The organism is Nonomuraea pusilla (genome assembly GCF_900109355.1).
Classification (GTDB): Bacteria; Actinomycetota; Actinomycetes; order Streptosporangiales; family Streptosporangiaceae; genus Nonomuraea; species Nonomuraea pusilla.
Genome location: NZ_FOBF01000030.1, coordinates 58,368 through 85,184, shown reverse-complemented (window position 1 = coordinate 85,184; position 26,817 = coordinate 58,368). Strand labels below are relative to the sequence as shown.

The 26,817-nt window shown below is 73.6% G+C and carries 29 protein-coding genes; 23 read left to right on the top strand and 6 right to left on the bottom strand.

Annotated elements, in window-relative coordinates:
- On the bottom strand, nt 1-727 hold a 727-nt coding region (locus BMX74_RS39385; protein WP_177227685.1), incomplete at its 3' end, for a transglycosylase domain-containing protein.
- A gap of 235 nt (nt 728-962) precedes the next feature.
- Between BMX74_RS39385 and BMX74_RS39380 the strand changes: the two genes are divergently transcribed.
- The 3 genes from BMX74_RS39380 (at nt 963) to BMX74_RS39370 (ending at nt 3,789) form a co-directional block, all read left to right on the top strand.
- Nucleotides 963-2,186, top strand: a complete 1,224-nt coding sequence (locus BMX74_RS39380) for a hypothetical protein (protein ID WP_143078924.1) — start codon at nt 963-965, stop codon at nt 2,184-2,186.
- Nucleotides 2,183-3,181: a hypothetical protein gene (locus BMX74_RS39375; RefSeq protein ID WP_091105531.1), complete on the top strand. Its 999-nt coding sequence runs from the start codon at nt 2,183-2,185 to the stop codon at nt 3,179-3,181. The genes BMX74_RS39380 and BMX74_RS39375 overlap by 4 nt, the downstream gene beginning before the upstream one ends.
- 140 nt (nt 3,182-3,321) lie before the next feature.
- A complete protein-coding gene (locus BMX74_RS39370) occupies nt 3,322-3,789 on the top strand; it encodes an STAS domain-containing protein (RefSeq protein ID WP_082535613.1) in 468 nt (155 codons plus the stop codon).
- Between the two features lie 27 nt (nt 3,790-3,816).
- On the opposite strand, the gene BMX74_RS39365 is transcribed toward BMX74_RS39370, so the two are convergent.
- Nucleotides 3,817-5,217 (bottom strand): dihydrolipoyl dehydrogenase family protein, encoded by a 1,401-nt coding sequence (locus BMX74_RS39365; RefSeq protein WP_055509158.1) that lies wholly within the window; start codon nt 5,215-5,217, stop codon nt 3,817-3,819.
- 143 nt (nt 5,218-5,360) lie between these two features.
- On the opposite strand from BMX74_RS39365, the gene BMX74_RS39360 reads away from it, so the two are divergent.
- A complete protein-coding gene (locus BMX74_RS39360; RefSeq protein ID WP_055509160.1) occupies nt 5,361-6,464 on the top strand; it encodes a sialidase family protein in 1,104 nt (367 codons plus the stop codon).
- Here BMX74_RS39360 and BMX74_RS39355 read toward each other — a convergent pair.
- Entirely contained in the window at nt 6,461-8,122 is a 1,662-nt protein-coding gene (locus BMX74_RS39355; protein WP_256257556.1) for an IucA/IucC family protein, read from the bottom strand. The genes BMX74_RS39360 and BMX74_RS39355 overlap by 4 nt on opposite strands.
- Nucleotides 8,123-8,160: 38 nt before the next feature.
- Here BMX74_RS39355 and BMX74_RS39350 point away from each other — a divergent pair, with 38 nt between their 5' ends.
- Both BMX74_RS39350 and BMX74_RS39345 read left to right on the top strand, forming a co-directional pair.
- Entirely contained in the window at nt 8,161-9,699 is a 1,539-nt protein-coding gene (locus tag BMX74_RS39350) for an IucA/IucC family C-terminal-domain containing protein (protein WP_091105527.1), read from the top strand.
- A gap of 61 nt (nt 9,700-9,760) precedes the next feature.
- Nucleotides 9,761-10,651 carry an alpha/beta fold hydrolase gene (locus BMX74_RS39345; RefSeq protein ID WP_091105526.1) on the top strand — a complete coding sequence of 297 codons (891 nt, stop codon included), beginning with the start codon at nt 9,761-9,763 and terminating at the stop codon, nt 10,649-10,651.
- 60 nt (nt 10,652-10,711) lie between these two features.
- Here BMX74_RS39345 and BMX74_RS39340 read toward each other — a convergent pair whose 3' ends face one another.
- Nucleotides 10,712-11,563, bottom strand: coding sequence for an alpha/beta fold hydrolase (locus BMX74_RS39340; RefSeq protein WP_091105524.1), 852 nt, complete (start codon nt 11,561-11,563; stop codon nt 10,712-10,714).
- Nucleotides 11,564-11,698: 135 nt separating this feature from the next.
- The gene (locus tag BMX74_RS39335; RefSeq protein WP_256257555.1) at nt 11,699-12,226 is read right to left on the bottom strand and encodes a hypothetical protein; all 528 of its coding nucleotides are present in this window, start codon (nt 12,224-12,226) and stop codon (nt 11,699-11,701) included.
- A gap of 110 nt (nt 12,227-12,336) precedes the next feature.
- Here BMX74_RS39335 and BMX74_RS39330 point away from each other — a divergent pair, with 110 nt between their 5' ends.
- Genes BMX74_RS39330 through hypE form a run of 13 tightly spaced genes read left to right on the top strand, consistent with a single transcriptional unit; the run spans nt 12,337 to nt 22,013 of the window.
- On the top strand, nt 12,337-13,395 hold the full coding sequence (locus tag BMX74_RS39330; protein ID WP_055509169.1) for an NADH-quinone oxidoreductase subunit B family protein: 1,059 nt from the start codon (nt 12,337-12,339) through the stop codon (nt 13,393-13,395).
- Nucleotides 13,392-15,197 (top strand): nickel-dependent hydrogenase large subunit, encoded by a 1,806-nt coding sequence (locus BMX74_RS39325; protein WP_236715126.1) that lies wholly within the window; start codon nt 13,392-13,394, stop codon nt 15,195-15,197. Before BMX74_RS39330 ends, BMX74_RS39325 begins: the two co-directional genes overlap by 4 nt.
- Nucleotides 15,197-15,628 carry a NifU family protein gene (locus tag BMX74_RS39320; protein ID WP_143078923.1) on the top strand — a complete coding sequence of 144 codons (432 nt, stop codon included), beginning with the start codon at nt 15,197-15,199 and terminating at the stop codon, nt 15,626-15,628. Before BMX74_RS39325 ends, BMX74_RS39320 begins: the two co-directional genes overlap by 1 nt.
- Entirely contained in the window at nt 15,625-16,419 is a 795-nt protein-coding gene (locus BMX74_RS39315) for a DUF5947 family protein (RefSeq protein ID WP_218154205.1), read from the top strand. Before BMX74_RS39320 ends, BMX74_RS39315 begins: the two co-directional genes overlap by 4 nt.
- Nucleotides 16,416-16,634 (top strand): hypothetical protein, encoded by a 219-nt coding sequence (locus BMX74_RS39310; protein ID WP_055509174.1) that lies wholly within the window; start codon nt 16,416-16,418, stop codon nt 16,632-16,634. The genes BMX74_RS39315 and BMX74_RS39310 overlap by 4 nt, the downstream gene beginning before the upstream one ends.
- A gap of 5 nt (nt 16,635-16,639) precedes the next feature.
- Nucleotides 16,640-17,278, top strand: coding sequence for a DUF6084 family protein (locus BMX74_RS39305; protein ID WP_055509176.1), 639 nt, complete (start codon nt 16,640-16,642; stop codon nt 17,276-17,278).
- A 12-nt stretch (nt 17,279-17,290) separates the two neighbouring features.
- Nucleotides 17,291-18,259, top strand: a complete 969-nt coding sequence (locus BMX74_RS39300) for a hypothetical protein (protein WP_055509178.1) — start codon at nt 17,291-17,293, stop codon at nt 18,257-18,259.
- Between the two features lies 1 nt (nt 18,260).
- A complete protein-coding gene (locus tag BMX74_RS39295; protein ID WP_236715127.1) occupies nt 18,261-19,034 on the top strand; it encodes a hydrogenase maturation protease in 774 nt (257 codons plus the stop codon).
- A gap of 41 nt (nt 19,035-19,075) precedes the next feature.
- Nucleotides 19,076-19,177 (top strand): DUF6893 family small protein, encoded by a 102-nt coding sequence (locus BMX74_RS46810; RefSeq protein WP_420538161.1) that lies wholly within the window; start codon nt 19,076-19,078, stop codon nt 19,175-19,177.
- Nucleotides 19,177-19,593, top strand: a complete 417-nt coding sequence (locus tag BMX74_RS39290; RefSeq protein ID WP_055509179.1) for a hydrogenase maturation nickel metallochaperone HypA — start codon at nt 19,177-19,179, stop codon at nt 19,591-19,593. The genes BMX74_RS46810 and BMX74_RS39290 overlap by 1 nt, the downstream gene beginning before the upstream one ends.
- Entirely contained in the window at nt 19,571-19,843 is a 273-nt protein-coding gene (locus BMX74_RS39285) for a HypC/HybG/HupF family hydrogenase formation chaperone (protein ID WP_055509181.1), read from the top strand. The genes BMX74_RS39290 and BMX74_RS39285 overlap by 23 nt, the downstream gene beginning before the upstream one ends.
- Complete coding sequence (gene hypD, locus BMX74_RS39280; RefSeq protein ID WP_055509183.1) at nt 19,840-20,955, top strand: hydrogenase formation protein HypD; 1,116 nt, start codon at nt 19,840-19,842, stop codon at nt 20,953-20,955. Before BMX74_RS39285 ends, hypD begins: the two co-directional genes overlap by 4 nt.
- Entirely contained in the window at nt 20,952-22,013 is a 1,062-nt protein-coding gene (gene hypE / locus BMX74_RS39275; RefSeq protein ID WP_055509185.1) for a hydrogenase expression/formation protein HypE, read from the top strand. The genes hypD and hypE overlap by 4 nt, the downstream gene beginning before the upstream one ends.
- 14 nt (nt 22,014-22,027) lie before the next feature.
- Here hypE and rfaE2 read toward each other — a convergent pair whose 3' ends face one another.
- Nucleotides 22,028-23,470 (bottom strand): D-glycero-beta-D-manno-heptose 1-phosphate adenylyltransferase, encoded by a 1,443-nt coding sequence (gene rfaE2 / locus BMX74_RS39270; RefSeq protein WP_091105520.1) that lies wholly within the window; start codon nt 23,468-23,470, stop codon nt 22,028-22,030.
- A gap of 253 nt (nt 23,471-23,723) precedes the next feature.
- Between rfaE2 and BMX74_RS39265 the strand changes: the two genes are divergently transcribed.
- The 4 genes from BMX74_RS39265 to BMX74_RS39250 all read left to right on the top strand — a co-directional run bounded on the left by BMX74_RS39265 (nt 23,724) and on the right by BMX74_RS39250 (nt 26,781).
- The gene (locus BMX74_RS39265; RefSeq protein WP_236715128.1) at nt 23,724-24,872 is read left to right on the top strand and encodes a glycosyltransferase family 9 protein; all 1,149 of its coding nucleotides are present in this window, start codon (nt 23,724-23,726) and stop codon (nt 24,870-24,872) included.
- Complete coding sequence (locus BMX74_RS39260) at nt 24,869-25,252, top strand: hypothetical protein (RefSeq protein ID WP_055509190.1); 384 nt, start codon at nt 24,869-24,871, stop codon at nt 25,250-25,252. The genes BMX74_RS39265 and BMX74_RS39260 overlap by 4 nt, the downstream gene beginning before the upstream one ends.
- A gap of 159 nt (nt 25,253-25,411) precedes the next feature.
- On the top strand, nt 25,412-25,990 hold the full coding sequence (locus tag BMX74_RS39255) for a TetR/AcrR family transcriptional regulator (RefSeq protein ID WP_055509192.1): 579 nt from the start codon (nt 25,412-25,414) through the stop codon (nt 25,988-25,990).
- Nucleotides 25,991-26,019: 29 nt separating this feature from the next.
- On the top strand, nt 26,020-26,781 hold the full coding sequence (locus tag BMX74_RS39250) for an SDR family NAD(P)-dependent oxidoreductase (protein WP_091105519.1): 762 nt from the start codon (nt 26,020-26,022) through the stop codon (nt 26,779-26,781).
- The last annotated feature ends 36 nt before the right edge of the window (nt 26,782-26,817 follow it).

Here is a 26,817-nt window from a genome sequence, read left to right as displayed (position 1 = left end):
GGGCGCGCTGGGCCTTGCCGAGGTTGGGGTCGGTGGCGTTCGGGTCCTGGACGGCTCCGGCGAGCGTGGCGGCCTGCGGCAGCGTGAGGTCCTTGGCGTGGACGCCGAAGAAGCGCTTGGCGGCGGCCTCGACGCCGTTGGCGCCCGCGCCGAAGTAGGCGATGTTGAGGTACTTCTCCAGGATCTGGTCCTTGCTGTACTTCTCCTCGACCGCCATCGCGTACCGCAGCTCCTTGAGCTTGCGCGCGTAGCTGGCCTCCAGCGCCCTCGCCTTCTCCTTGTCGGTGACCGCCGAGTTGAGCAGCACCTGCTTGACGTACTGCTGGGTGATGCTGGAGCCGCCCTGCGCGACGCCGCCCTTGGCGAAGTTCTTCACCAGGGCCCGGAACGTGCCCTCCAGGTCGATGGCGCCGTGCTGGTAGAACCGGTCGTCCTCGATGGCCACGATCGCGGTCTTCATCACGTCGGCCACGTCGGTGAGCGGCACGACCTCGCGGTACTCCTCGTAGAACTGCGCGATCTGGCCGCCCCTGGCGTCGTAGACCGTCGTCTTCTCCGCCAGCGGTGGCTCGACGAGCTCCTCCGGCTTGATGTTCAGCTCCTCGGAGGCGGAGACGAAGACCGCCCCCGTGCCCCCGACCGCCGGAAGCGCGATCGCCGCGACGACCACTCCTGCCGCCGCTCCTGCCGCGATCAGACGTCCGACGCTCGACACCCGGCCGTTCATGTGAGCAGTACTCCCCCCATAAGGCAATAGGTGGAATCCTAAAAGGCCCGGCATGTGGTTCGCGTCAGTTCCGTAAAGTGCCCGACCCTCCTGCCCGGTATGACCGGCACCCGTCGACGCAGGTGAGGGGCCCGGTCAGTTTCCGGTAGCGCCAGGCAAAGAGCCGTGTTTCCGCGCCGGGCGCCCGCCGCCGTTCTGGCAACGTCTACCTGGGCGAACGTCTGCAGGACGTTGCTTGGAGGCACACATGCATGGTGGCGGCGAGTTCGCCGAGCTGATCTCCGCCGTCAGGTCGTACCGCCGGGAGGGCGGCGACGCGGTGGGGGGCGCGCAGGGAGAGGGACGTCCCCGGGGGCGGGTGGTGGCCGAGGCGTACGGTGACGACGTCAGGCCGGCGGCCCGCGTCCTGCTGGTCGCGTCCGCGCTGTGCGACGTGACGGGGTCGCGGCTGGTGGCGCGCGGTGACGCGCGCTGGCGGCGTCTCGCCGCGGCGTTCGGCGCCGCGGACGCGCCTGACCTGCCCGACGTCGCGCTCGTGACGGCGGGCCCGCACGGGACGGGCGGTGACAGGGGCGGTGACACGGGCAGGGACCCTGGCGCCGAAGCGGACGCGGACGCGGACGTGCCCGTCGTCCGGGTCGAGGGCGGGGGCACGCTGAAGGCGTACGCCTGCTTCCCGGGTGAGGACCTGACGGAGCGCGTGGGCGCGTTCTTCGAGCACCGGGTCTGGCCGAGCAGGGAGGCGTTCGGCGCGGACGCCGAGCGGGAGGCCCGGCTCGCCAGGGGCGACCACGGGGTGAACACCGAGACCGAGCGCCGCCAGCTCCGCTCCTGCGGCCTGCGCCGCCTGGGCCTCGACGAGGGACGCCCCACGGTGACCGTGTGGGGCCACGCGCCCGGCACGCCGATGTACGAGGCGACGGCGGAGTTCGCCGCGGGGGACGAGACGGCGAACTGGCTGTTCCCGGACCGTCCCGGCAGCCGGGTGCCGTCGGACGCCGTGCTGTGGAGCATGACCGACCTGGGGGTCGCGTTCGGCGACAGCGACCTGCCCGCCTTCGGCCTGCCGGTCGTGCAGGCGGGCCCGGCGGAGTGGAGCGGCTGCGGCGTCACGCACGTCACCCGCTCGCCCGCCGAGCACCTCGACGTCTTGCGCGACGCGATCGCCAGGCACGCCAAGGGGGAGAGCGTCCTCGGGCCCGAGCAGCGCGAGCGCGGCCGGTTGCGGCTGTGGCTGCGCCGCCGGGGCGCGGACGTGCCCACCCCGCTCCTTCCTCACTGGGAGCTGGGCGGCGACCACATCGCCGCGCTGGCCGCCGCGCTGCGCGGCGCGACGGCGGGGGAGCCCGGCGACGACACCCTCCACGAGGCGGTGCGCAGGCTGTGGAGCCGGCGCGACCCGCTACTGACCAGATTCGACTTCCAGGATCCTGAAGGACCAGCGAGGAGCACGCGATGAGCAGCATCGAATCCGCCACCGACCTCGACCCGGTGGTCCTTCCCGCGATCCCGCCCGTCCACCTCTCGAACGGGCAGGTGGCGACGCTCCAGGTGGCCGACAGGCTGCAGCGGGGCAAGCAGATCGTCGGCAGGTTCGAGACGTCCGGCCTGGCCGGTTTCAAGATCGCCAGCCAGGGCCGGGCGCTGCGGGTGAAGATGGCGCTGTCGATGGACGACGTGTCCGTGAGCGGCTGGCACGACGGCAAGATCGCCGGGCCGGCGCTGCCGAGGTTCGTCCAGATCAGGTCGCAGGGCCGCCTGCGCCAGTGCGTGGTGCTGAAGGGCCGCAACCCGCACGCCCGCGTCGCCTTCGACCTGGCCGCCGACGAGATCCCCGACGACGGCCTGATCTGCGTGGAGGCCCTGGACATCACGGAGGGCGACGGGATCAGCCAGGACGTCAGGGACGCGCTGCGCGGCAGGGTCGCGCAGGACGGCGTCGCGGGCCTGCGGCTGGACAAGATCGTGTTCGAGGAGCCGCCGGAGAAGGACTTCGACCCCGACACGCTCGACGGCTGCCGCTGCGAGACCTCGTCGTTCATCAGCGCGGGCGGCCTGGCCAACGTCAACCGGCAGGGCCCGCGCATCCTGCGGTGCGGGATGCTCGTGGTCAACCCGGTGCTGCCCGACACGTTCGGGTCGGGCGAACGCCTCACGCTGCGCCTGGGCGCGAAGGCGGAGCCGGTCAGCGTCATCCCGGCGAACTGGCGGCGGGTCAAGGGCGAGCTGCGCTGGCTGCGCCACGCCACCAGGAAGCTGCTGGGCGCGGGCGCGCCGACGGTCGAGAAGGTGTTCAGCCTGCGCGACGGCGACCTGGGGGCGCCGGAGGTGACGACGAAGGGCAACATCGCCGAGCTGTCCCTGCCGGGTGGCACGGGCGCGCCGCTCCTGGTGCTGCTCGGGCGGTGCGGCGGCGTGACGCCGGTGCTGGAGTCCGCGCTGTCGCGCTCCTGAGCCGGCGGCCTCGACCGGGCTCACCGGCGCGGCTTCCGCGGCCGGCTGGGTGGAGAACGCAGGGAAAGTACCGCTGAAAAGGAAAGCGCTGTTAAAAGGGCACTAAAAGGGAAAGTGCTGCCAAAAAACCTTGATCGTCCGTGAGAAGCGTGCTCAGGGGGAAGCTGTCCGGTGTGGGCAGGAATCCTTTGCGCATCGAGACGGTCCGGTACCTTCACTGCACCGTCGTGCGCGCGACCGGCGAACTCGACCACGTCGGCCAGGCCAGGCTCAGTGCCCACATCGACGCGGTGTGGCACTGGTCGCCTGGGCCCGTCCTCGTGTTCGACCTGACCGACCTGGTCTTCTACGACTCGTCCGTGATCGGCGTGCTCGGCGTGGTGATGCGGCGCATGGAGGAGGCGGGCAGCGGGCGGATCATCGTGGCCCGCCCGTCGGCCCACCTGCTGACGGCGCTGCGGCTGACGGGCCTGCTGCCGCACGTCGAGCTGCGCGGCAGCGTCGAGGAGGCGGTGGCCGAGCTCGCCCTCGCCTCCGATCCCGCCGCCGACCTCGCCGTCGAGCAGGGCCTGCCGCCGCTGCAGGCCGCCCGCGGCGACCGCCGCTGACCCCGCGCCGATCCCCCTCTCAGAGCCTCACAGCCCGTACGTCTCCAGCAGCCGCAGCCACACCTCGCTGACCGTCGGGAACGACGGCACGGCGTGCCAGAGCCGGTCGAGCGGCACCTCCCCGGTGACCGCGATCGTGGCGGCGTGCAGCAGCTCGGCCGCGCCGGGCCCGGCGAAGGTGACGCCGAGCAGCACCCCGCGGTCCTCGTCGACGACCGCCTTGGCCCTGCCCCTGTAGCCGTCGCCCAGCAGGTACGCCCCCGTGACCGCCCCGAGGTCGTACTCGACGGCGCGCACCCGGAAGCCGGCCGCGCGGGCCGCCTCCTCGGTGCGTCCCACCGAGCAGATCTGCGGGTCGGTGAACACGACCTGCGGCGCGCCGTAGCCGCCGGCCAGGTCGCGCAGCCCGCCGGGCTCCTCACCCCGGGCCCGCGCCGCGATCACGTCGCCGCAGATCCTCGCCTGGTACTTGCCCATGTGGGTGAGCAGCACCCTGCCGTTGACGTCGCCCACCGCGTACAGCCAGCCCTCCGGCACGCCGGTGGCGCGCAGGGTGTCGTCGACCTCGACCGGCGCGTCGGCGGGCAGGCCCACCGTGTCCAGGCCGAGCCCCGCCGTCGCGGCCCTGCGGCCGGTGGCCACCAGCAGCTCGTCGGCCTCCAGCGGCGGGCCGTCCGACAGGTGCACGGTGACCTTGCCGCCGGGCTCGGGCCGCTCGACGCCGACGACGTCGGTGCGGGTGCGCACGTCGATGCCGGCCTCGGCGAACGACTCGGCCAGCAGCTCGCGGGCGAACGGCTCCATCCTGGCGAGCAGCGCGTCACCGCGTACCAGGACGGTGGTCTGGCGGGCGCCGAGCCCGTGCATGGCCTGCGCCATCTCGCACGCCACCACGCCGCCGCCGATGACGGCCAGCCGCTCGGGCACGGCGGTGGCGGCGGTGACCTCGTGGCTGGTCCACGGGGCGGCCTCGGCCAGGCCGGGCACGGGCGGGAGCACGGCGGTGCTGCCGGTGGCGAGGACGACGGCGTGGCGGGCCGTGAGCACCCGCTCCTCGCCGTCGTCCGTGGTGACGCGGACCCTCCTGGGGCCGTCCAGGCGGCCCCGGCCCTTGACGAACTCGGCGGGCACGCCCTCGATCCAGCGCACCTGGCCGCCGTCGTCGTAGTGGGCGACGGCCTCGTCCCTGCGGGCGAGCACCGCCGCGACGTCGATGGGGCCGACCGACAGGCCGGGCACCCGCCGCACCTCGCCGGCCAGGTCCACCGGCCGCAGCAGCGCCTTGCTCGGCACGCACGCCCAGTACGAGCACTCGCCCCCGGCGAGCCGATCCTCGACGATCGCCGCCGACAGACCGCCGCGCACGGCCCGCCCCACGACGTTCTCCCCCGCGGGGCCCGCGCCGATCACGATGACGTCGAACTCCATGCCAGCCTCCCAGCAACGCACGCCTTCCCCTTCCGTGCACTCTTTCACGTCCGGGTGCGGGGCCCGCTCGGGGCCGGGCGGCTTCACGCGGTGTTCGCCGGGGACGGGGGCCCGCGTTCACCGCCGGGCCGTAACGTGCGCGCATGGCGAGTCGCTATCCCACGTCGGTGCCGTACCGGGCGGCGACGGACGGCTACCACACCTTCCGCATCCCGGCGGCCGTGGTGACGCCGTCCGGCGCGGTGCTGGCCTTCGCCGAGGGGCGGCGCGGCTCGGCCGGTGACTCCGGCCACATCGACCTGGTGCTGAAGCGCTCGACCGACGGCGGCGGCACCTGGGGCGAGCTGCGGGTCGTCGCCTCCGAGCCGCGCCGCGGAACCGTGGGCAACCCGGCGCCCGTGGTCGCCTCCGACGGCAGGATCGTGCTGGTGTCGGTGCGGCAGGGGCCGTCGGCGACGGAGCAGAAGATCAGGCGCGGGCAGGTCCAGGCCGCCGAGGGCCGCCGCGTGTACGTCCAGGTGAGCGAGGACGACGGCCTGACCTGGTCGCCGCCGCGCGAGATCACCGCGGGCGTGAAGCGCCCGGAGTGGCGCTGGTACGCGACCGGTCCAGGCCACGCGCTGTGCCTGCGGCACGGCCCGCACGCCGGGCGCCTCCTGGTGCCGGGCAACCACTCGCTGCCGCCCGTGCCCGGCCAGGACGGCGCCGACGGCCGGTACGACGGCGGCCACGCCCTGCTCAGCGACGACGGCGGCCGTACCTGGCGCGTCGGCTACGTGGACGACACCCCCGACGGTTATCTCAACGTCAACGAGACCACGGCCGCCGAGCTGCCCGGCGGCCGCGTGTACCTCAACAGCCGCACCGACTCCTCCGCGCCCGGCACGCGGGCGGACGCGTACTCGGCGGACGGCGGCCAGACGCTGGAGCGGCCTTTCCGCCCGCAGGCCGGGCTGACGTGCCCGGTGGTGGAAGGCAGCCTGCTGTGGTGGGACGACCCGGGCACGCTGCTGTTCTCCGCGCCCGCCGTGCCGGACGCGCGGGCCGTCATGACGATCAGGGCCAGCGGCGACGAGGGCGTCACCTGGCGGCCCGTCCACACGGTGTCAGGGCTGCCCGCGGCCTACTCCGACCTGGTCAGGGTGGACGCCGCCACGGTGGGGCTGCTGTTCGAGACCGGTGACTTCGGGCCGTACGAGCGGATCGAGTTCCGCCGCGTCCCGGCGGCCGAGCTGACCGGCGCCTAACGGGCGGGCCGCCGGCGGTGGGTGGCAAGCGGGTTGGGCAGGCTGATCCACACGTCGCCCGGGGGTGCGCCGTCCAGGCGCATGACGGTGTACGCCTTGCCGGGCAGGCCGGGGGCGAACAGGGCCTCCAGGTCGGCGGCGGCGTACGGGCCGCGGGGGTGGGCCGGGTCGGAGGAGGCGGCGAGCGCCGCGTCGGCGACGATCTCCCACAGCGCCGACTCGGCGGCCCTGTCGCCCCCGCCGAGCAGCGCCACCAGGGAGCCGCAGGTCGTGCCGACCAGGGAGGCGTACAGCTTGGTGCGCAGGACGCCGGGGTCGTCGCTGAGCAGCCTGGCGCTGAGAGGCGGCACGTCGAACCCGGCGTGCCGCAGCCGGGCGGGGCTGAGCCGCACGTCGGCGAGGTCGCGGTAGACCAGCCGGACGGGCCGGCCGCGCCCGTCGAGCACGACCAGGAGATTCTGGCCGTGCGCCTCCAGCCCCACGCCGAGCGCCAGCATGCCGAGCCCCGCGCCCAGCGCCAGCCGGGCGAAGGAGGCCAGCCAGCGGGGCGGATCGGTCACCAGGTCGCGCGTGAGCGCGGCGACGGGCACCGCGGTCTCGTCGGGGCCCGTGAACGCCGAGGTGGGCTCGCGCAGCATGGCCGCCAGCTCGGGACGGTGCTCCCCGCGCACCATCGCGGCGGCCGCGGTGACGTAGCGGGCGACGCGCAGCCGGCCGCCGAGCCTGTCGGCGACGCGGGCCACGAGGTCGGACAGGGGCACGCTGTCGCGGACCGAGCCGGGCGAGATGTCGCGGACGGCGGAGGTGAGGCGGGCCGACAGGGCGGTCTTGACGTGCGGTCCGCCCGCGAGCGGGGCGAGCGTGCGCACGGCCATGAGCGGGTGCGCGGGCACGGCCCCCGCCTGGTACGGCCGCAGGCCGAGCCCCGGCAGGACGTGCCTGGTCTGCCAGGGGTGGACGGGCAGCAGCAGGCGGCTGCCGTCCAGGAGGTCGGCGGGCCAGCGGCCGGCGACGGCACAGCTCGCCTCGGGGGCCGCCACCAGGTCGAGCGGGACGATCGGGTGGTGTTCCGGCAGGTAGCGCAGCTGTTCGCAGACGGAGAAACCGGGCCTGGCGCGGCACAGCGGGTGGTAGGGGTGCCCGTCGGTCACGCTCTGCTCGTGGGCCACGCTCCGCTCGTCGGTCGCCGGGTGGCCGTGCGTCACGCGGTCGCGTTCCTGGCCCGCGAGGCCCCCGCCGGGGGCGCGGGCGCGGGACAGCGCCATGGAGGCCACGCTGTCGTCCAGTGCCTCGACCAGCCCGGCGGTGCGGGGCAGGCCGAGGGCGGCCATCAGCTCGGCCGGGTGGTCGTGCTCGCGTCCTTCGAGCCGCAGCGCGGGTTCCGGGTGCAGGTCGTACGGCAGGCGCCGAGGCCCGGTGAGCACGCGGCCGTCCTCCAGCAGGACGACGCCCTCTCCCGCGGCCGCCACGCCGGGCAGCGGCTCGTGGAGCAGGCCGCGCCAGAGCCGTCCGAGGACGGCGGCGCGCGCGCCGGGCAGGGCCGCCGCGTAGGCGTGCGAGAGGGCGGGCCGCACGGCGGCCAGTTGTGCCGCGAACTCCGCCTCGACCTGCCGCATCGCCCTCCCCGTCTCGGGTGACATCTCCGGGTAACTACCCATTGGACACCTGACCGGTACAAAGGGTAGGACAGGTCGCCATGGCACCTATCGACGGCCTCGACCCGTCACCCGGGGAGAGGGCCGACGCCCTCGCGGTGACGGCTCTGCTGAACTGCCTGACGCGCGAGGTCGCCCGCCCCGTGGACGGGGCATGGCTGCTTCCCGCCACCGGCCGCGTGCTGCGGGCGCGCGCCGGACGCTTCCCCTCGGGGCCCGAGCTGCGCACGCCGGACGGCTGGCGCCCGCTGCCGCTGGCCGAGCTGGTCGCGGTGACGGCCGACGAGCTGCGCGCGGCCACCGGGGCCGGCAACGACGGGCTGGCCGCGGAGATCGTCCACAGCAGGGACGTGACGGCGGCGCTGCTGGCCGCCAGGCGGGCCGCGACGCCGCCCGCCGACCCGTTCCTCCGCTCGGAGCAGGCGCTCGTCGCCGGGCACCGCTACCACCCCGCGCCCAAGGCGCGCGGAGGGCGGGGGCCGGAGGACTGGCTGCCGTACGCGCCCGAGGCGCACGCCCGCTTCCGGCTGCCGCTGTACGGCGTGCCCGCGGAGCTCCTGGTGGAGGAGGGCGACGCGGGCGCGCTCGACCGGCTCGGCCCGCCGCCGCCCGACGGGCTGCGCCTGCTGCCGGCCCACCCCTGGCAGGTGGAGCTGCTGGGCGTGCCGCTGCGCCGCCTCGGCGAGACGGCCGCGGTCGCCTGGCCGACGTCGTCGGTGCGCACGGTCTACCTGCCCGAGGCCGACCTGTTCTGCAAGTTCAGCCTGGACGTGCGCATCACGAACGACGTCAGGCGGCTGTGGCTGCACGACCTCCGCTGGCTCGGCGTCGTGGACGACCTGCTCGCCGCCGCCTTCGACGACCTGCCCGGCCACGCGCCGCGGCCCGCGGTGCTGCGTGACCGGGGCTACCGCAGCGCCGCGCTGGACGGCGACGGCGGCGAGGCGCTCGCGGTCATCCCGAGGGACGGGTTCGGCGGGCACCTGCGTCCGGGGCTGACGCCGCTGCTGGCGGCGGGGATCAGCGAGGGTTTCCCTGGCAACCCGCTGGACGGTCTGGACGAGGACGCCGCGCTGCTGTGGTGGGGCCGCTACCTGGAGCACGTCGTGCCGCCGGTGCTGCACGCGTACCTGCGCCACGGGGTGGTGCTCGAATGCCACCTGCAGAACGTGCTGGTCGGCGTGGACGAGCGGGGCGGCCCGGCGCAGGCGCTGTTCCGCGACCACGAGGGCGTCAAGATCGTGGCGGAGCGGCATCCCGGGCTGTCGGGCACGCCGGTCGTGAGCGCCGCGTACGGGTGGGAGCGGCTGGTCTACTGCCTGGTCGTCAACAACCTGACCGAGATCGCCGGGGCGGTCGCCGAGCGCCATCCCGGGTTGCGCGCGGAGCTGTGGGCGCGGGCGAGGACGGTCTTCGCGTCCTGCGCGAAGGACCACGACGACCCGGAGGAGCTGCGCGCGCTGCTGTCGGACGCCTGCGTCCCGGCGAAGACGAACCTGCTGCTGCGCTGGGTGGGCGCGGACGGCGCGGCCATGCGCACCGTGCCTGTGCCCAATCCGTTGCGACTCTTTACGCCATAAGCTATTCTCGCGAACAGTTTACGGTGTATCGAATCGTCGGAGTGTGTGAGAGAGGGGCCGGATGGCCACGGGGAAACCGCAGGCGAAACTGCACGACGGCAACACGATGGACATCGAGGTGCACGGGCAGGGGCCGACCGTGCTGCTCGCCGTCAACCCCACGCCCGCGCAGGGCGAGCGGGCCGAGGAGATGCGCAGGTGGGGCATGGACCCGGCGCTCGGCCGGTCGCTCATCGACGGGCTCAGCGGCTCCTACCGGGTCGTGGCGTTCGACTACGAGGGGCACGTGATGGGCGTCCCCAAGCCCGGCACGCTCACCCCCGACGCCATCGCGGCCGACCTCCTCGCCGTCGCCGACGCGGCGGGCGCCGGGCGGTTCGCCTACTACGGGTACTCCTGGCTGGCGCTCAGCGGGCTGCAGCTCGCCATCAGGACCGACCGGCTGTCCGCCCTGGTCATGGGCGGCTTCCCGCCGGTCGCCGGGCCGTACGCGGAGATGCTGGCCGTGACCAGGGCCACGCACGGGATGGCGGCCACGCCGGCCGCCGCCCCCGCCGGCGCCCAGGCCGGCGACGGCCAGGAGGGCGGCGGCCAGGAGGGCGGCGGCGAGTACGACTGGTCGAGCGTCGAGATGACGCTGAGCGAGGAGCAGACCAGGCAGTTCGTCACCATGTACGAGGCGCTGCAGGGGTTCGACGACCGGGCCGTGCGCCTGGACTGCCCCCGCCTCTGCTTCGCCGGCTCCGCCGACGTGATCCCGTACGGGGAGCGGTGGGGCGGGGTGACCGTCGACATCGCGGGCGCCTTCGCCCGCCACCGCGCCGAGATGGAGTCGCTCGGCTGGGACGTGGAGGTGCTGGACGGGCTGGACCACACGGGCGCCATGCAGCCGCCGAACGTCCTGCCCGTGCTCGTCCCGTGGCTCCGGCGCGTCCTGCCCGCCGACGCCTGACCCCTGGCCGCAGCCGACCGGCGCCTGCCCCGGCGTCGGCCGGTCGCGCGTGCCCGGGCGTCAGCCGGTCAGCGTCCTGTCCAGGGTCACCGCGAACTCGGCCGCCTTCGGCCCGTAGCCGCCGTGGTCGCCGGGGAACACCACCGGGGCCGTGCCGAGCCGCTCGGCCAGCGCCAGGCCGCAGCGGTGGGCGAGCTGGCCCTCCGACTCCGCGCCGACGCCCACGACGATCCTCGGCGCGCCGTCCCGCAGGGCCGCCACGTCGGGGACGAAGTCGCTGATCGGGCGCAGGCCCCGGGCGAGGAAGTAGTCGAGGTTGCCGCCGATACGGGCCACCATCGCGGCCAGCGCCGCCCCCGGCCCGGCCCCCGGAGCGGCCCCGGCCCCGGCGGGGGAGGGGCCGCCCAGGTTGTCCGGCGTCCTGCGCCGCATCCCGGCCAGCGCCTCGAACCTGGCCATGCCCGCCTGGACGCCGTCGGCCCGGTACGTCTCGTACACCTCCCGCATCCCGGCCCGCACCTCCTCGCCGTCGGGCAGCAGACGGACGCACGGCGGCTCGTGGGCGACCAGCACGCGGACCCGCTCGGGGTGGCGGGCCGCCAGGTTCAGCCCGATCTGCGCGCCCCCGCTGGAGCCGAGCACGTAGGCGGGCTCGTCGCCGAGCTCGGCGAGCAGGCGGGCCGCGTCGTCGGCGTGCACGTCCATGTCCTGGTCGAGCGACGGGTCGGCGACGGCGCTGCGCGAGTTGCCGCGCGGGTCGTAGGCGACCACGGTGTACCGGTCGGCCAGGCGGGCCGCGAGCCCGGCGAAGACGCCGGCGTCGGCCGGGCCGCCGGGGATCATGAGGAGCACCGGGCCGGAGCCCTGCGCCTCGTAGTACAGGGTCGCGCCGGGAACGGTCGAAGTAGGCATGGAACGACCTTGCCGCCGCCGCCGGCTTTGTCAAGGGAGCCGGGCCGGCTCACGGCGGCGCCGCTCGGGCCGCGCGGGCCGGTCGTCGGCGGCCGGCAGTGGAACCCGGTCAGGGGCGGCCGCAAGCGGAGCCGGTCAGCGGCGGTCGCGTTCGGGCCAGAGGGCGGCGCCGACCACCGTGCCGTACAGGAGGTGGTCGACGAGCAGGGTCGCGCGTTCCAGCGTCGTGTTGCGGTGGCGGGGGAGGTCGAGCGCGGGCGCGAGCACCGTCTCGAACCCGGCCCAGAACAGCGTGCCGTAGAGCGGCCCCGCCCACGCCCTGGTGCGGATCGCGCGGGGCAGCAGGGCGAAGACGGCCCCGCCTGCCGCCCCGTACGCCCAGTGGACGGTCTCCACCAGCGCGGGGCCCCGCTCGACGGGGACGCGCCTGAACGTCCGCGGCGCGGTCTTCTTCAGCACCAGCTCGGGAGGGACCTGCGCGACGAGCCCGAGCGCGGTCGTGAGCTGCCGCATACCGGACATCGCCATGGCGGCGACGGCGCCCCGCGCGGCCCCGCGCAGCACCCGCCGGCGCCGCTCCCGCCGGGGTTTCTCGGCGCGTTCTTGCAGCTCAGGGATGGTGGAGCGGGCCCTGCTCGTCGGCCTGGGCAGAGTCTGCGTCATGGTTTGCGCCCTTCGTTTGCGCGGTATGCCGGTCACGTAGAGGTGATGGTCGGCTACCAAACGACACAGGGGCTAAACCTCTGCACATGGCCATAAGGGGGCTTAGGCCGATGACTGCCACCAATACCGGTACTGCTCTGGACGAAGTACACATCCTGTGGACGTCCGAGGGCATGAGTTGCGACGGCGACACCGTCTCCGTCACAGCCGCCTCGCTGCCCAGCATCGAGGACGTGCTCCTGGGCCTGGTGCCCGGGCTGCCCAAGGTCCACCTGCACAACAAGGTGCTCGCCAAGGAGGTCGGCGAGGACTTCGTGGCGCCGTTCCGCAAGGCCGCCGCGGGGGAGCTGGGCCCGTTCATCTTCGTGGTCGAGGGATCCATCCCGAACGAGCACATCAACGGCGAGGGCTACTGGACGTCCATGGGCAACGACCCGGTGACCGGGCAGCCCATCACCGTCAACGAGTGGATCGACCGGCTCGCGCCCAGGGCGTGGGCCGTGGTCGCGATCGGCACCTGCGCCACGTACGGCGGCATCCACGCCATGGCGGGCAACCCGACCGGCTGCATGGGCCTCACCGACTACCTCGGAGAGGACTTCCGCTCCGCCGGCGGCCTGCCCATCGTCAACGTGCCCGGCTGCCCGGTGCAGCCGGACAACTTCATGGAGACCCTGACCTGGCTGCTGTACCAGGCGGCGGGGATGGCTCCGATGATCCCGCTGGACGACAAGCTCCGTCCCACCTGGCTGTTCGGCAAGACCGTGCACGAGGGCTGCGACCGGGCCGGCTACTACGAGCAGGGCGACTTCGCCCACGACTACAACTCCCCGAAGTGCCAGGTCCGCATCGGGTGCTGGGGTCCCGTCGTCAACTGCAACGTCACCAAGCGCGGGTGGATGGACGGCGTCGGCGGCTGCCCGAACGTCGGCGGGATCTGCATCGCCTGCACCATGCCGGGCTTCCCCGACAAGTTCATGCCGTTCATGGACGAGCCCCCGGGCGGCGCGGTCTCCTCGGCCATGACCTCCGTGTACGGAACCCTCATCCGCAAGATGCGCGGCATCACCAACGCCTCGGCCAACAGGGAGCCGAAGTGGCGCCACAACGGGCGCAAGCTCACCAGCGGCTACAACCCGCGCTGGCCAGGAAGGGGACACGGAAGGTGACGACCAGACAGGAGAGCCGCGAGGCCGCGCACGAGGGGCGCGAGCTCGTCGAGATGTCGTGGGACCCGATCACGAGGATCATCGGCAACCTCGGCATCTACACGAAGATCGACTTCAACAACCGCGAGGTCGTCGAGTGCAAGAGCACCTCGTCGCTGTTCCGTGGCTACAGCGTGTTCATGAAGGGCAAGGACCCGCGTGACGCGCACTTCATCACCAGCCGCATCTGTGGCATCTGCGGCGACAACCACGCGGTCTGCTCGATCTACGCCCAGAACATGGCGTACGGGGTGAAGCCCCCGCCGCTGGCGGACTGGATCATCAACCTCGGCGAGGCCGCCGAGTTCATGTTCGACCACACCCTGTTCCAGGACAACCTGGTCTTCGTCGACTACTGCGAGCAGATGGTCAAGGAGACCAACCCGAGCCTGCTCAGGCGCGCCGAGACCACCGAGGCGCCCCGCGGCGACCTGCACGGCCACCGCACGATCGCCGACATCATGCGGGCGTTCAACCCGTTCACCGGCGACATGTACCGCGAGGCGCTCGTCATCAGCCGCGTCACCAGGGAGATGTGCTGTCTCATGGAGGGGCGGCACGTCCACCCGTCCACGCTCTACCCGGGAGGCGTCGGCACCGTCGCCACCCCGCAGCTGTTCACCGACTACCTGTCGCGGCTGCTGCGCGTCCTCGACTTCGTCAAGAAGGCCGTCCCCATGAACGACGACCTCTTCGACTTCTTCTACGAGGCGCTGCCCGGCTACGAGAAGGTCGGCGAGCGGCGGGTCATGCTCGGCTGCTGGGGCACCTTCCAGGACCCCGAGGCCGTCGACTACGACTACCGCAACATGAACGAGTGGGGCAGGCGCATGTTCGTCACGCCCGGCATCGTCCTCGACGGCGAACTGCTCACGACCAACCTCGTGGACATCAACCTCGGCATGCGCATCCTGCTCGGCAGCTCGTACTACGACGACTGGGTGAGCGAGGAGACATTCGTCACGCACGACCCGCTCGGCAACCCGGTGGACCAGCGCCACCCGTGGAACCAGACCACGCTGCCCAAGCCGCAGAAGCGCGACCTCGACGGCGGCAAGTACAGCTGGGTGATGAGCCCCCGCTGGTACGACCAGCGCACCGGCGACCACCTGGCGCTCGACACCGGCGGCGGCCCGCTCGCCCGGCTGTGGTCCACGGCCCTCGCCGGCATCGTCGACACCGGCACGGTGCGCGCCACCGGCAGCAGCGTCGTCATCAACCTGCCGAAGAGCCCGTCGTTCCCCGACATGCAGCTCGAATGGAGGGTGCCGCGCTGGGCCAACACCATCGAGCGCAACCGGGCGCGCATCTACTTCATCGCGTACGCGGCGGCCATGGCCTTCTACTTCGTGGAGCGCGGCCTGGACGAGGTCAGGGGCGGCTACACCAAGGTCTTCACCGACTTCGACGTGCCGGACGACGCGATCGGCTGCGGCTTCCACGAGGCGGTGCGCGGCGTGCTCTCGCACCACATGGTGATCAGGGACGGCAAGATCGCCAACTACCACCCGTACCCGCCGACGCCCTGGAACGCCAGCCCGCGCGACGTGTACGGCACGCCGGGCCCGTACGAGGACGCCGTGCAGGGGCTGCCGATCTTCGAGGAGAACGGGCCCGACGACTTCAAGGGCATCGACATCATGCGCACCGTGCGCAGCTTCGACCCGTGCCTGCCGTGCGGCGTCCACATGTACCTGGGCGGCGGCAAGGTGCTCAAGAAGGTGCACTCGCCGACGCTCGGCAACAGCGTCCAGGGGGCGTGATGGCGCGGCACGAGAGCATCGAGGCCATCGAGGCGATGCTGGAGGCCGCCGACGGCGACGCCGTGGAGCTGGCCGGGGCGCTGCTCGGACTGTACGGCGAGGCCCTGGCCAGGATCGTGGACGCGGTGGGCGAGGAGGTCGCCGGCCGGCTGGCGGCCGACGACCTCGTCGGGAGCCTGCTGCTCCTGCACGACCTGCACCCCGTGGGCACGCGCGAGCGGGTGGAGGCGGCGCTGCGCGGCAGCGGCGCCGAGCTGCTGTCGCTGGAGGGCGGCGTGGCCAGGGTGCGCGTCGCCGGGGGCGGCTGCGGCTGCTCGGCCGCGTCGGTGGAGCGGGCCGTGTACGACGCGGCGCCCGAGGTGGAGCGGGTCGAGATCGCCAGGCCGGCCCCGGTGATCCCGGTCGAGAGCCTGCTCGGGGCCCGTACATGAACTCGGCCGCCGTCCGCGGGGCACGGCCGGGCGCGCTGCTGCGCACCCTCGCCACGGGCCGCGTCCGGCCCCCGGCCGAGCAGCTCCAGACTCCCGCGGAGGGAACCGCGGCCGAGCAGGCCCAGGCTCCCGCATCAGGGGCCGAGGGCCCCGCGGAGGGAACCCGGGCCGCCTTCCCGGCGCCCGCGGATGCCGCGGGGGGCCGTGACGCGGCGGAGCGGTGCGAGGTGTGCGGCGAGCCGGTCGCGCCCGAGCACCGGCACCTGCTGGACCTGCGCGCCCGCGTGCTGCGCTGCGCCTGCAGGGCGTGCGCCGTGCTGTTCGGCCACCAGGCCGCAGGAGGCGCCACCTACCGCCTGGTGCCCGACCGGCGGCTGCTGCTCACCGGGTTCACGCTGGACGACCCCACCTGGGCGAGCCTGCGCATCCCGGTGCAGACCGCCTTCGTGTTCCGCGACTCCGCCGCCGGGCGGGCCGCCCTGTTCTACCCCAGCCCGGCGGGCGCCGTGGAGTCGCCGCTCGACGAGCCGCTGTGGGCCGGGCTGGTCCGCGACAACCCGGCACTGGAAGGGCTCGCCGACGACGTCGAGGCGCTGCTGGTGAACCGCACCGGCGACGAGCACGAGCACTGGATCGTCCCGGTGGACGACTGCTACGCGCTCGTCGGCCTGCTGCGCACCCACTGGAAGGGCTTCGCCGGCGGCCCGGAGGTCTGGGCGGAGCTCTCCGAGTACTTCGCGGCGCTGCGGCGGCGCTCCACGTCCGTACCGGCAGCCAGGAGGCCGTCATGAGCAAGGAACAGCCGATCAGGACGGGGCGCCGCGACGCGCGCCCCGACACGCCGTCGCACGTCAAGGGCGTCAAGGAGGGCAACTCCACCGGCAACTACGACAAGCAGGAGGGCCACCTGCCCGACGGCCGTTCGACGGCGGCGCGCTCCACAGGCATCCAGGCGGGCTCGCGCGACCCGATCGACCCCGACTCGCCGAGCCTCTCCCCGGCGTGAACGCGATGCCTTCCCGCCATCCCGACCTGCGCATCGAGGTCACCGGCGTGGAGCCCGCCGAGGCGGCCGCCGTGCCGACCCTGCGCTTCCCGCTGCGGATCGCCAACCAGGAAGGGCCGCAGGTCCGCTCGCTCACCCTGGCCACGCACATCCGCATCGACGCGGCGGCCAGGGCGTACGGGCGGGACGAGCAGGCCCGGCTGGTGGAGCTGTTCGGCGCGCCGGAGGACTGGGGCAGGACGCTCGGCAGCCTGCTGTGGGCGCGGACCGTCACCCAGCTGCCCGCGTTCGGCAGGAGCGCCGACGCGGCGGTCGAGGTGACCTGCACGTACGACTTCGAGGTGGCCGCGACCAAGTTCTTCCACGGGCTGGACGGCGGTGACGTGCCGCTGCAGTTCCTCTTCGGCGGCACCGTCTTCTACGTGGACGACGGCCGCCTGCAGGCCGCGCCGGTGCGCTGCGAGTACGACTTCCGCATGCCGGCGCGCGCGTGGAAGGACCTGATGGACCGCTACTTCCCGGGGAGTGCCTGGATCAGGCTGAGCCGCGACGCGTTCGACCGGCTCCACGCCTACCGGGCCAGGCACACGCTCGTGGGCTGGGACGACGTGGTGGACGCGCTGCTGAGGACGGGCGGGGGCTGACCGGTGGATCACGTGAGAGAGATCGCGCGGACCGTGCTGTACGAGGGCTACCTGCTGTGGCCGTACCGGCAGTCGGCGCTGAAGAACCGGCACAGATGGACGTTCGGCGGGGTGCACCCGGAGCCGTACGGGCGGGCGAACGAGGGCCACCCCTGGCTGACGCAGGCGCAGTGCCTGGTGGAGGCGGACCCGGCCGACACCGTGGACGTGCACGTCCGGTTCCTGCACCTGGTGGCCTGCGAGGTGGCCAGGGAGCGTGACGGGCGGCTCGAACCGGTTCCTGAGCTGGCCGTCGGCGACGCGCTGCACCGCCCGAGGGAGGAGGCGCGCGAGCGCGAGGTCGCGGTCGCCGGGCTGGACCTGGCGGAGCTGCTGCAGTGCCCGTACGAGATGGAGATCGACGTGCCGGCGGGCCAGCGCGCCGAGTGGCTCGGCGACCAGGGCGTGCTGCTGCGCGGCTGGGAGGCGCTGACCGGCCGGGTGGAGATCTCGGCGGAGCGCCCGCTGCCCGGCGTCTACCGGCTCACGGTGAAGGTGGTCAACACCACGCCGTGGGAGGGCGGCACTCGCCAGGAGGCGATGCGCCGCACGATGATGTCGGCGCACATGGTGATGCGTTCCGAGGGCGGCGGGTTCGTCTCGCTGATGGACCCCCCTGAGGAGCTGCGGCAGCTCGCCGCCGGCTGCTCCAACGTCGGCTCCTGGCCGGTGCTGGTGGGCGAGGAGGGCGAGCGCCACACGATGCTCGCCGCGCCGATCATCCTGTACGACCACCCGAGGATCGCGCCGGAGAGCCCCGGCGACCTGTTCGACGCGACGGAGATCGACCAGCTCCTCACGCTGAGCGTGCTGGCGCTGAGCGAGCAGGAGCGGGCGGAGATCCGCGGCGGCGACCCGCGGGCGCGGGAGATCCTCGACCGCTGCGTCTCGCTCTCGCCAGAGGAGCTCATGAGGCTGCACGGCACGATGCGGGAGGCGTGAGGTGGACTTCTGGAGCCAGATGGAGCGGCCGGGCCCCGCCGAGGCGGTGGTGGACGGCGTGCGGCTCGCCAGGGGCAGCCGGGTGCGGCTCCGTCCGAGGTCGTCGGCCGACATCTTCGACCTCGCGCTGGCCGGCCGGGTCGGCGTGATCGACAGCATCGAGCAGGACGACGGGGGCGTGCTCCACTTCGCGGTGACCCTCGACGACGACCCGGGCCGCGACCTGCGCGAGCTGCACCGGTTCTTCTACGCGGCCGAGGAGCTGGAGCCGGTCGGCGAGAGCGGGCCGCGCGTCCTGGTGGCGGGCATCGGCAACGTGTTCCTCGGTGACGACGGGTTCGGCGTCGAGGTGGTGCGCCGGCTGACGGGGGAGGGCGCGGGGGCCGGTCTCCCGGCGGGCCGGGTGGACGTCGTGGACTTCGGCATCCGCGGGCTGGACCTGGCGTACGCGTTGCAGCGCGACTACGACGGCGTGGTGTTCGTGGACGCGGCGCCGCGCGGCGAGCCGCCCGGCACGCTCACCGTGCTCGAACCGGAGCTGCCCGAGCCGGGCACCGCCGTCGAGACGCACGGCATGGACCCGGTCAAGGTGCTGGCGCTGGCCAGGGAGCTGGGCAGGCTGCCGGAGCGGGTGCTCGTGGTGTGCTGCGAGCCGTCCGCGCAGGACGCCGACGACGTGCTGGTGGAGCTGAGCGAGCCGGTGCTGGGCGCGGTGGACGAGGCGGTACGGCTGGTGAAAGACCTCGTTATGGACATGATTACGGAAAGTGCCTGACGCGTCGCGACGGGTGTGCGTGGGAGTGGGGGTGACATGAGATGAGAAAACTGCTCAAGCTGGCCGTGGCCTGCGGGACGATCGCGTTGGTGGTGCACCAGTGGCCGTCCATCCGCAGGTATCTGAGGATGGAGCGGATGTAGTGCACGAGTTCGGACTGTGCGAGGGCCTGGTCGATCTGATCGAGGAACGGGCCGGCGGGAGGACGGTGACCGGCGCGCGGGTGCGGGTCGGCGCCGGGCACGCGGTGTCGAAGGACGCCTTCGAGCACGCGTTCGCGGAGGCGGCCGCGGGCACGGCGGCGGGCGGCGCGGTGGTGGACGTGGTCATCACCCCGCTGACGGTCCGCTGCCGAGAGTGCGGGGGCCGCGCCGAGTCGATGGACGCTCTGGCCGCCTGCCCGGTGTGCGGCGGCGAGGTGGAGGTGAGCGGCGGCGACGAGCTGGTGCTCGAATCCGTCGAGTACGCGCCCGCGGACGGGCAGGCGGACGGGCAGCCGGACAGGCAGGGCGGCGGGACCGGGGAGGAGTCGGCGCGTGTGCCTGGGCATCCCCGGTGAGCTGGTCGGATACGTCGAGGAGCAGGCCGACCTCGGCGTCGTGGACGTCGCCGGGGTGCGCCGGCGGATCAACATCGGCCTGCTGGTGAACGAGGACCTGCGGCTGGGGGACTGGGTGCTGGTCCATGTCGGGTTCGCCCTGTCGAAGATCTCGGAGTCGGAGGCGCGGGCGGTGCTCGACTATCTGGAGGGGCTCGGTCAGGCGTACGACGACGAGCTGGACGCACTGCGCGGGTCGGATATCTCATGAAATTTGTTGACGAATACCGGGATGCGGGCCGGGTGCGGGCGCTCGCCGACGAGATCGCCGCCCTGTGCGACCCCGGCCGCCGCTACACCTTCATGGAGGTGTGCGGCGGGCACACCCACACCATCTACAAGCACGGGCTCGAAGACCTCCTGCCGGAGAACGTCACGCTCGTGCACGGCCCCGGCTGCCCCGTCTGCGTGATCCCGATGGGCCGCGTGGACGACGCCATCCACATCGCCAGGCAGCCCGACGTCATCATGACCTCGTTCGGCGACATGACCAGGGTGCCCGGCGGCAGCGGCTCGTTCCTCGACGCCAAGGCGGCCGGCGCGGACATCAGGATGGTCTACTCGCCGCTCGACGCGCTGAAGATCGCGCGGGCCAACCCCGACCGGCGCGTGGTGTTCATGGCCATCGGGTTCGAGACCACCGCGCCGTCCACCGCGATGACCGTGCTGCGGGCCGCGGAGGAGGGCATCGCCAACTTCTCCGTCTTCTGCAACCACGTCCTGATCATCCCGGGCATCCGGGCCATCCTCGACTCGCCCGACCTGCGGCTCGACGGGTTCATCGGCCCCGGCCACGTCTCGGCCGTGATCGGCTGCCGCCCGTACGCGTTCATCGCCCGCGACTACGGCAAGCCGCTGGTGGTCGCCGGGTTCGAGCCGCTGGACATCCTGCAGTCGATCCACATGCTGCTCACCCAGCTCGCCCAGGGCAGGACCGAGGTGGAGAACCAGTACGCCAGGGTCGTCCCGTGGGCGGGCAACCCCGTCGCCATGGAGGCCATCGGCCGGGTCATGCGGCTGCGTCCGTACTTCGAGTGGAGAGGGCTCGGCAGCATCGCCGACTCGGCGCTCGGCGTCGCCGACGCGTACGCCGCCTTCGACGCCGAGCGCCTGTTCGACCTGCCCGGCCTGCGCGTGGCCGACCCCAAGTCCTGCCAGTGCGGCGAGGTGCTCAAGGGCGTGCTCAAACCGTGGGAGTGCAAGGTGTTCGGCACCGCGTGCACCCCGGAGACCCCGATCGGCACCTGCATGGTGTCCTCGGAGGGCGCCTGCGCCGCCTACTACACCTTCGGCCGCTTCAACAGGGAGGCGATCCGCGCGTGAGCCGCGAGCAGCAGGTACTCGACAGGATCGAGCGGGCCCGCCGCCGGCGTCCCGTCGTCAGGGACGAACGGATCACGATGGCGCACGGCGCGGGCGGCAAGGCCACCCGCACGCTCGTCGAGGCCGTGTTCGTGGAGGCGTTCGGCAACCCGCTGCTCGCCCCGCTGGGCGACGGCGCGACGCTGCCGGCCGGCGCGGGAGACCTGGCGTTCACCACTGACGCGTTCGTGGTGTCGCCGCTGTTCTTCCCCGGCGGCGACATCGGCGACCTGGCCGTCAACGGGACCGTGAACGACCTGGCCATGTGCGGGGCCCGCCCGCGCTACCTGTCGGCCGGGTTCATCCTGGAGGAGGGCTTCCCCGTCGCCGACCTGCGCCGGGTCACCGCGTCGATGGCGGCGGCGGCCTCCGCGGCCGGCGTGACGATCGTCACCGGCGACACGAAGGTGGTCGAGCGGGGCAAGGCCGACGGCTGCTACGTCACCACCACCGGCGTCGGCACGGTCGAGCACGCGTTCAGCGCGGCGCGTCCCGGCGACGCGGTCATCGTCTCGGGGCCGATCGGCGAGCACGGGGCGGCCATCATGCTGGCCAGGGGCGACTTCGGCATCGAGGGCGACATCGCCTCCGACACGGCGCCGCTGCACGGGCTCGCCCTCGCCCTGCTGGAGGCCGTGCCCGGCCAGGTGCGGGCGCTGCGCGACGCCACCAGGGGCGGCGTGGCCACCGTGCTGAACGAGCTGGCCGGCACGGCGGGGCTGTCCATCACGGTCGAGGAGGACACGCTGCCGGTGCGTCCCCCCGTGACCGGGGTGTGCGAGCTGCTCGGGCTCGACCCGCTGTACGTCGCCTGCGAAGGCCGCTTCGTCGCGGTCGTGGCGGGCGAGCACGCGGAGCGGGCCGTGGAGACGCTGCGCGGCCACGCCCTGGGCGCGCAGGCCGCGGTGATCGGCCGCGTGGAGGAGGGCAACCCCGGCATGGTGCTGCTGCGCACCGGCTTCGGCGGCACCCGCGTGGTGGACGTCCTCGTCGGCGACCCGCTCCCGCGCATCTGCTGAGGGCCGCGCCCGGGTCAGGGCGCGGTGCCCTCCGGCTCCTCCTCGCCGGAGCGCATCCGCCCGATGATCGCGCTGGTCGAGTGGTCGGGCAGGTACGACAGCACCCGCACCTCACCGCCCATCGAGCGGACCAGCGGCGCCTCCGCCAGCATCTCGGCCGTGTAGTCGCCGCCCTTGACGTACAGCTCGGGGCGGAACATGCGCAGCAGCCGCTCCGGCGTGTCCTCGTCGAACCAGGTCACGTAGTCCACGCCGTTCAGCGCGGCGAGCACCGACATCCGGTCCTCGCACGGGTTCACCGGGCGTCCGGGGCCCTTCAGCCTGGCCACCCCGGCGTCGGTGTTGACCGCGACCACCAGCACGTCGCCCAGCCGCGCCGCCTCCTCCAGGTACGACACGTGACCCCGGTGCAGCACGTCGAAGCAGCCGTTGGTGAAGACCACCCGCTCGCCGCGCCGCCGGTGCTCGTCGAGGAGCCGCGCCAGCCGCTCGGGCGGCTGCACGGTGCCCTCCTGGCGGCGCAGCGCGCGCAGCAGCTCGTACCGGGTGCAGACGGCGGTGCCGGGACGGCGCACGACCACCCCGGCGGCGGCCTGCCCGGCCTCGGCGGCCTCCTCCGGCGTGGCGCCCTGGGCGAGCCAGAGGGCGAAGGCCGAGGTGTAGGTGTCGCCGGCGCCCGTGGTCATGTGCTGGGGGGCGGGCTCCGCGTACGTCCGGTACGGGGGCACGCCCGCCTGGTGCAGCAGGGTGCCGTCGCCGTCCAGGGTGGTCACCACCATGCGGGCGCCGGTGGCCTCCAGCAGGCGTCCCGACCTGGCGGTCAGGTAGGCGAGGCGGTCGCCGTCCTCGTCCTCCTCCAGCAGGCGTACGACCTCGGCGTAGTTCGGCAGCACGGCGGCGGGCGCCGAATCGCGCCACGGGGCCACCTGGTGGGCGTCCACGACGAGCAGCGGGAACGAGGCCAGCGCCGCGCGCACGGCCGGGGTGAAGACGCCGCCGCCGTAGTCGCAGGCGACCACGACGTCCGCGCCCGGCAGCAGCTCGGCCAGCAGCACGAGCAGTTGCCGCTCGGTCTCGGGCGGGATGGGCGACAGGTCCTCCTCGTCGTAGCGGGCGGTGAGCTGGCCGCCCGCGAGCAGCCGCCGCTTGTGCGCGGTGCGCCGTCCCGGCACGACGACCAGGTCCGCCTGCACGCCGAGCAGGCGGAGCGACCGGCCGAGCAGCTCGCCGCACTCGTCGTCGCCCATGGCTCCGACCAGCCGGGTGCGGGCGCCGAGCGCCGCCAGGTTCGCGGCGGTGTTGCCGGCTCCGCCCGGGGCCTCCTCGGTGCCCTCCAGACGCATGACAGGCACCGGCGCCTCCTGCGCGATCCGCTTCACCGAGCCGTGCAGCCATGAGTCCAGCATGACGTCGCCCACGACGACGGCGTTGACGATCTTCTCGTTCGCGGTGCCCATGACTGGCGAGCTACCTGAGGAACGCCCAAGCAAACACGAACCGCTACAAATCGCGCCCGAGCACGGACCTTCCGTGAAGACGTTACGGCCGGGTGGCGGGGGGTAGCCAGGCCGCTAGAGGGGTCCGGCGCGCACCCGCGCGCCGGCGCGGAGCCGTGCCTGAGCTGTGCCTGGCCCGTGCCTGAGCCGTGCCCGTGGCGCGGCGCGGGACGGCCGTCGGGCGGAAGGCCGGGCCGGAACTCGGCCGGAGCTCGTGCCGGAGCTCGGGCTGGAGCTGGGGCTGGAGCTGGGGTCGGTGATCGGGCCGGAGACAGGGGAGGGCGACTGCATGGAGGGCGCGGGGCAGGGCGTGATCGAGGACGTGCGGCGCATCGCCGTGCTGCGCGCCAACGCGATCGGCGACTTCATCGTGACCCTCCCGGCACTGGAGGCGATCAAGGCCGCGTACCCGGAGGCCACGCTCACCCTGCTCGGCACGCCCTGGCACGCCGACTTCCTCACGGGGCGGCCAGGCCCCGTGGACGAAGTGGTGGCGCTGCCGCCCATCAGCGGAGTCTCGGCCGCCGAGCGCGGGCACGCCGCGCCGGACACGCTGATCGAGGAGCTGCGCGGGCGGCGGTTCGACCTCGCGGTGCAGCTCCACGGCGGCGGCAGGAACTCCAACCCGTTCGTACGGCGGCTCGGCGCCCGGGTCACCGCCGGGTTGCGCACGCCCGACGCGGAACCGCTGGACCGGTGGGTGCCGTACCTGTACTACCACCACGAGGTGCTGCGCTTCCTGGAGGTGGCCGCTCTGGTCGGCGGCGCCGCCGGGTCGCTGGAGCCCCGCGTGGAGGTGACCGGCGACGACCGGGCGGAGCTGGCCGACGCGTTCGGGGAGCCGCCGCCGGGGCTGGTGGCCGTCCACCCGGGCGCGAAGGACCCGCGCCGCCGCTGGCCCGCCCGCCGCTTCGCCGAGGTGGCCGACCGGCTCGACCGCCCGGTCGTCGTGACCGGCTCGCTGGAGGACAAGGACCTCGTGACGGAGGTCGTGGACGCCATGCGGCGCCCCGCGATCCCGCTCGCGGGCGCGCTCGGGCTCGGCGCGCTCGGCGCGCTCTACGAGCGCTGCGACCTGCTGGTCGCCAACGACACGGGCCCGCGCCACCTGGCCGCCGCCGTCGGCACGCCGACCGTCGCCGTCTACTGGTGCGGCAACCTGATCAACGCCGGTCCCCTCGTCAGGACCCTGCACCGGCCGCTGATCTCCTGGACCACGGCGTGCCCCGACTGCGGGGCCAGCGGCGTGGACTTCACGGTCCCGCGCTGCGCGCACGACGGCTCGTGGGTGACGGACGTGCCGGTGACCGCCGTGCTGGAGCAGGCGGAGGACCTGCTGACCCGAGGGGGAGTACAGACATGACCGACCACGCGTTGCTCGACGAGCTGCAGCACGCCATCGACCAGGCCTTCCACGGCCGCGACCGGGTGCCGCTGCGTGAGGTGTACGTCCAGGTGTCCGACGACGTGCACCTGCCCGCCGACATGATGACCCATCTGAACGAGCTGCCGGAGGGGGAGTACACCAGGCAGGAGCTCATGGGGGCGATCAACGACGTCATCCGCAGCCGGGGGGAGCAGGACAGCATCGGCCTCCTGGGCGTGCCCGCCCAGCGGACCCCGGTGGAGGAGACCCCGGAGGCGGAACGCGCCGTGGAGAACGAGGCGCCGCTCGGCTTCCTGACCCAGACGCCGCCCGGCCCCGACGAGGACAACCCAGACTTCCGCGAACCCGGCGCGTAGCCACACGCCGCCCGGGGCCGTCCGTCGCGGTGCGCGCGGAGCGCGACGGCCAGGCAGTCGGCGCGGGCTCCATGGCGCGGTGCCTTCGCGACGGACGGCTCAAGCCGGAGCCGGGGTGATTTTTGACCGATCGTTCTGGATAGTGCTACCGTCCTGTCCGTGGCGAGGACGAAGGAGTTCGATCCCGACGTCGTGCTCGACCGCGCGCTCGACCTGTTCTGGGAGCGCGGCTACGAGGCGACGTCGATGGCCGACCTGGTGGAACGGCTCGGCATCGCGCGCGCGAGCATCTACGGCACGTTCGGCGGCAAGCACGAGCTGTACATGAAGGCGCTGGAGCGCTACCTGGGCAGGCGCGACGTGGTGGAGGTGCTGTCGCAGCCGGGTCCGGCGCTGCCCGCGGTGCGGGCCTTCTTCGACGCGTACGTGGCCGAGTGCCTGGCCGACGAGCGGCGCAGGGGCTGCATGGTGGTCAACTCGGCCGTGGAGCTGGCGCCGCGCGACCCCGAGGTGGCCAGGAAGGTCGTGGCGAGCTGGGCGCAGCTGGAGACGGCGCTCGCCTCGGCGCTGACCAGGGCCCGCGCGCAGGGCGAGATCCCGCGCGACAAGGACCCGTCCGCGCTGGCCTCCTTCCTGCTGGTGCTGCTGCAGGGCGTCCGGGTGCTCGGCAGGGCCGACCCGGACGAGCGCCGCCTGCGCGCCGCCGTGGACCGGGCGATGGATGCCCTCCGGTTTTGAGACCGATCGATCTAGTAATGGAGTGTGTGATGGCTGGTCGTTTCGCGGGGAAGGTCGCGCTCGTCACCGGCGCGAGCGGCGTCACGGGCGGCGCCGTCGCCAGGGCGTACGCGGGCGAGGGCGCCGCCGTGCTGGTGGCCGGGCGCGACGAGGGCAGGCTCGCGGAGCTGGTCAAGACGATCGAGGAGGACGGCGGCCGGGCGAGCGCGTTCGCCTGCGACGTCACGAGGTCCGCCGAGGCGGCGACCATGGTGGACGCCGCCGTCACCCGATACGGCGGGCTCCACGTCGCCTGCAACGCCGCCGGGATCTTCGGTGGGTTCGCCCCGGTGGCCGACTACGACGAGGACACCTGGGACCAGGTGCTCGCCGTGAACCTCAAGGGCGTGTTCCTCAGCATGAAGCACGAGATCGCGCACATGCGCGCGCACGGGGGCGGCGCGATCGTGAACGTGGCGTCCAACGTGGGCGCCCACTGGCGGCTGGCGGGGGCGAGCGCGTACGCCGCGTCCAAGGCCGCGGTCTCGTCGCTGACCCGCACGGCGGCCCGCGACCACATCGGCGACGGCGTCAGGATCAACGCCGTCAGCCCCGGCCCCATCGACACGCCGATGTCCGCGCGGCCGGGGGAGACGAAGGAGGAGCGCGACGAGCGGATGCGGGACGCGCTGCCCATCGGCCGCGTGGCCACCCCGGAGGAGATCGCCGCGGCGGTGCTGTGGCTGTCGGCCCCGGAGTCGGCCTTCGTCGTCGGCCACGACCACGTCATCGACGGCGGCGCCACCGCCTGAGCGGAGGGCGGGGGGTGTTCTGGAAGGCGACGCGGC

What these genes read in the sequence shown, in the direction of transcription:
- BMX74_RS39375 (WP_091105531.1), top strand. Translation starts at nt 2,183, where the DNA reads ATGAGCAGCATCGAATCCGCCACCGACCTCGACCCGGTGGTCCTTCCC.
- BMX74_RS39365 (WP_055509158.1), bottom strand. Translation starts at nt 5,217, where the DNA reads ATGGAGTTCGACGTCATCGTGATCGGCGCGGGCCCCGCGGGGGAGAAC.
- BMX74_RS39360 (WP_055509160.1), top strand. Translation starts at nt 5,361, where the DNA reads ATGGCGAGTCGCTATCCCACGTCGGTGCCGTACCGGGCGGCGACGGAC.
- BMX74_RS39355 (WP_256257556.1), bottom strand. Translation starts at nt 8,122, where the DNA reads ATGGGTAGTTACCCGGAGATGTCACCCGAGACGGGGAGGGCGATGCGG.
- BMX74_RS39350 (WP_091105527.1), top strand. Translation starts at nt 8,161, where the DNA reads ATGGCACCTATCGACGGCCTCGACCCGTCACCCGGGGAGAGGGCCGAC.
- BMX74_RS39345 (WP_091105526.1), top strand. Translation starts at nt 9,761, where the DNA reads ATGGCCACGGGGAAACCGCAGGCGAAACTGCACGACGGCAACACGATG.
- BMX74_RS39340 (WP_091105524.1), bottom strand. Translation starts at nt 11,563, where the DNA reads ATGCCTACTTCGACCGTTCCCGGCGCGACCCTGTACTACGAGGCGCAG.
- BMX74_RS39335 (WP_256257555.1), bottom strand. Translation starts at nt 12,226, where the DNA reads ATGACGCAGACTCTGCCCAGGCCGACGAGCAGGGCCCGCTCCACCATC.
- BMX74_RS39330 (WP_055509169.1), top strand. Translation starts at nt 12,337, where the DNA reads ATGACTGCCACCAATACCGGTACTGCTCTGGACGAAGTACACATCCTG.
- BMX74_RS39320 (WP_143078923.1), top strand. Translation starts at nt 15,197, where the DNA reads ATGGCGCGGCACGAGAGCATCGAGGCCATCGAGGCGATGCTGGAGGCC.
- BMX74_RS39315 (WP_218154205.1), top strand. Translation starts at nt 15,625, where the DNA reads ATGAACTCGGCCGCCGTCCGCGGGGCACGGCCGGGCGCGCTGCTGCGC.
- BMX74_RS39310 (WP_055509174.1), top strand. Translation starts at nt 16,416, where the DNA reads ATGAGCAAGGAACAGCCGATCAGGACGGGGCGCCGCGACGCGCGCCCC.
- BMX74_RS39305 (WP_055509176.1), top strand. Translation starts at nt 16,640, where the DNA reads ATGCCTTCCCGCCATCCCGACCTGCGCATCGAGGTCACCGGCGTGGAG.
- BMX74_RS46810 (WP_420538161.1), top strand. Translation starts at nt 19,076, where the DNA reads ATGAGAAAACTGCTCAAGCTGGCCGTGGCCTGCGGGACGATCGCGTTG.
- hypD (WP_055509183.1), top strand. Translation starts at nt 19,840, where the DNA reads ATGAAATTTGTTGACGAATACCGGGATGCGGGCCGGGTGCGGGCGCTC.
- rfaE2 (WP_091105520.1), bottom strand. Translation starts at nt 23,470, where the DNA reads ATGGGCACCGCGAACGAGAAGATCGTCAACGCCGTCGTCGTGGGCGAC.
- BMX74_RS39260 (WP_055509190.1), top strand. Translation starts at nt 24,869, where the DNA reads ATGACCGACCACGCGTTGCTCGACGAGCTGCAGCACGCCATCGACCAG.
- BMX74_RS39250 (WP_091105519.1), top strand. Translation starts at nt 26,020, where the DNA reads ATGGCTGGTCGTTTCGCGGGGAAGGTCGCGCTCGTCACCGGCGCGAGC.